Raw genomic sequence first — 2,707 nt, forward strand, 5'->3', positions numbered from 1 at the left:
TTTACTATCAACGAATGACCATAACTCATCCATCTGAACATTCAAGCGCTTTTTTTCTTTGGGAGTCACTTCCACTTGCTTCTTAACAGCAGCCGCTTGACTATTAACGTATCGCTGCACTGTATCTTCTGACACTTGAAGTACCCGAGCAATTCCTGCCTGAGAAATACGTTCAAGTAGCATCCGTGACATTAACTCTTTTTGTTCTTCTGTAATAGGCTTCCAGGCAGGATTTAAAACAAATTGACGACCACATTTTCGGCATTTATAATTTTGTTTATGATGCCGAGTTTTACCGTTCCGACTAACTTCTTTTGAGCCACAATTAGGGCAACAATTAATTTCTAATGTCATATCACGCTATGGCAAACACTTGGCAAACACTTCTCTGATTATAGCTTGCTTCGATCCTTTCCTTCAGGGCACTACCTAAATACGAATGGTTAAAGAAAATTTTATAATTACCGAATGGCATACCCTCACACGACACAATTGCGAGAGTATTTTCTCGTCTCAAGCCGGAGCAATTTCAGAAATATTTTTTGAGTTGGATTCAATCTATTAGTTGCTTTAATCCAGGAGAGGTGATCGCAATTGATGGCAAAACTCTTCGCCATTCTTACTGTAGTTTAGACTAACCAAAGATGAGAACGGTGGCAAAAGAAGAACTAGAGCCACCGCGCCAGGAGAGAATGAGGGTGAAAAAGAAAACCTATCCACTCCTTAAATGAACAGTGAACGATTAAAGGACTTTCGTCAAGCAGCATATGAATTATTGGTGCAAGCTCTCGTATGCAACATTCGAGCTGATGGATTCAGTGATGACCACCAGAAATGCGTCATGTTTAGCGGAATTTTCACTCAATCCATTATTCAAGCGTCAATGGCAAGCGCATCTATGAAGCATTACAAGACTGTAGACCAGACCGAAAAAAACTGATGCTGCTGTATCTAGAGCAATTACAGAAAGAAGCAGCCCCAACGGAACATATATTAGTAGCAATCTATCAGAGCGGCTGCATTGTGGGACAGGGGTACAGTACAATTGCGTGGATACCTGAAGCGATCGGAAGTTGGGCATTACCCCTGCTCCATGAAAGAATAAGTAGTGGGTCTTCACCCATACTTCAAGCAGCTTCCCAACTTAAACTTGTCTGTGAACAAAGCATCAATCCAGTATTAGCAGTCTTAGACCGAGAATATGGCAATGCAAGTTGGGTGCTAGCGCTAAAGCAAGCTTCCATTCAAGCTGATTGTTTAATGAGAGTCCGAAAGAATGCCTGAAGAGTGGTCAGCACCACCAGCCTATAGTGGTCGCGGTAGACCACCCAAACATGGGCAAAAAATGAGACTCAATGACCCAACCACATGGCTCCAAGCGGATACAGAGATTGAAATTGACGAACATCCAGATTTGGGAAAAGTCCGAGTCAGACAATGGATTGACTTGCATTTTTATCGCGCCCCTGGACAAAAAGTCAATTTAATCCTGGTGGAAAGAATGAAGCCCATGTCAAATGGTCAGCCATTTCCACCCTTATGGTTGGCTTGGGTTGGAGAACGAACTCTACCCAAGCGAAACTGTTTGGTTCAAATATTTACGACGCTTTGGAGTCGATCATTGGTATCGATTTGCGAAGCAAAGATTGCATTGGACATTGCCTAACTTGAGAACTCCTGAACAATCTGAACGTTGGAGTGATTTAATGCCGTTGATGAGTTGGCAACTCTGGCTAGCTAGGGATTTAGTGGTTGAGAATGTCTTACCTTGGCAATCTGCTACTATCAATTTAACCCCTGGACGTGTTGCCGAATCAATGTTTTCGCTTTTAGTTGACATTGGTACTCCCACAAAAATCCCTAAACATAGGGGAAAATCCCCCGGCTGGGAAAAAGGAAGGGTACGAACTAAGGCACCATGCTATCCTACCGTTAAAAAACGGGTTTCTCGACGCAAAAAGTCTTCAAGGTTAGCTATTTAATCTTCTACTTTTTGAGTTTTTTAGCAACAGCTTGCCTGAGATTCAAAGGTGGCTACTTTTAGCTGCGCTCATTTTTTAGTCTAAACTACAGTCATTCTAGACAAACGATGTAACCCACATTCCGCACTTCTGGTTTTGATGACTAAGGATTTTCATAAATTCATCGTATGAAAAATATTTTTGCCTACCTTTTCTAATTTTGGTATTATTATCATCAAATTTTGGCTATATACAATGAATTTAAATTAAGAGATATTTCCTAATAAGCAACATGATTGTTGCCTTGCTAATTATTTAGATTTCTTCAATAATATTCTCCGGCTTGTCTTTGTATTTATCCATCTTCAACTATTAAATAATATCGACCGCAAACCTTTCCTAAGTAATTCAATATATCTCGGCGTTCCTGTGTTAAGTTGCTCACTTCGCTCCATCTAGATTGACTAAATGTACGGCTTGAAACATCTGAAATACCCACCGCATTGTCGGTTTATTTGTCAATTTCTTGACCTGGTTTCTGATGCTGGCATCTGCTGATTCTAATTCTTGCCTTAACTTCCTTTGCGCTAAGTTATACACTAGCAAAGATAGTCCCATTATCATAGCAATTGCTTCTACTCTTTCTGGTTTCTTTACGAATACGCTTGATGTGAAAAATAATGGGTCTTTCAAGAATCTAAATCCTCTTTCGTTACTTTGTTGCTCTTTGTATTCTTCTAATATTT

General features: G+C 40.3%; 3 protein-coding genes and 2 pseudogenes. 3 read left to right on the forward strand and 2 right to left on the reverse strand.

The genetic code is table 11. The features are described 5' to 3' along the window. Positions 1 to 354: IS1 family transposase (locus JGK36_RS00070; RefSeq protein ID WP_293200725.1), on the reverse strand; the 354-nt coding region annotated here is incomplete at its 3' end. 77 nt (positions 355 to 431) lie between these two features. On the opposite strand from JGK36_RS00070, the pseudogene JGK36_RS00075 reads away from it, so the two are divergent. From JGK36_RS00075 to JGK36_RS00085, 3 genes and pseudogenes are all read left to right on the forward strand, one after another. After that, positions 432 to 623 (forward strand): annotated as a pseudogene (locus JGK36_RS00075) (ISAs1 family transposase); the annotation flags it as partial. Positions 624 to 939: 316 nt separating this feature from the next. Beyond that, positions 940 to 1,284, forward strand: coding sequence for a hypothetical protein (locus JGK36_RS00080; protein WP_293200727.1), 345 nt, complete (start codon positions 940 to 942; stop codon positions 1,282 to 1,284). Continuing rightward, on the forward strand, positions 1,277 to 1,666 hold the full coding sequence (locus JGK36_RS00085; protein ID WP_293187210.1) for a hypothetical protein: 390 nt from the start codon (positions 1,277 to 1,279) through the stop codon (positions 1,664 to 1,666). Before JGK36_RS00080 ends, JGK36_RS00085 begins: the two co-directional genes overlap by 8 nt. Positions 1,667 to 2,316: 650 nt before the next feature. On the opposite strand, the pseudogene JGK36_RS00090 reads toward JGK36_RS00085, so the two are convergent. Beyond that, positions 2,317 to 2,707 (reverse strand): annotated as a pseudogene (locus JGK36_RS00090) (IS1634 family transposase); the annotation flags it as partial.

Source organism: Microcoleus sp. PH2017_35_SFW_U_B (genome assembly GCF_020737865.1).
In the GTDB taxonomy this organism is placed as follows: Bacteria; Cyanobacteriota; Cyanobacteriia; order Cyanobacteriales; family Microcoleaceae; genus Microcoleus.